General features: G+C 77.4%; 1 protein-coding gene. It reads right to left on the minus strand.

Annotated features, from left to right (window positions below; all coding sequences use genetic code 11):
- A partial coding sequence (locus ACZ3GY_RS24295) for a hypothetical protein (RefSeq protein ID WP_465912336.1) occupies positions 1–261 on the minus strand: 261 nt, incomplete at both ends.

The following is a 261-nucleotide window of genomic DNA, read 5'->3' on the forward strand; positions in this document are numbered from 1 at the left end:
CCTCGAGCGCGAGCATCGCCTCGACGTCGACGGGACCCGCGGCGGGATCGCCGAGGTGCGCGCCGCGCGCCTGGACGCCGAGGACGCTCGCCTCGAGCAGCTCCGCCGCGCCGGGCTCGCGTTCGCTCGCGGCGGCGACGCCCACGAGGATCGCCCCCACGGACGGCGGCGGCGCGACGCTGTACCGGGCGTCGCCGATGGTGCGGGTGAGCGCCTCGGTGACCTCGGCGCGATAACCCGCGAAGTCCTCGACGGTGTGGG

It is taken from the genome of Pseudomonas sp. PME37.24/006 (assembly GCF_055556635.1).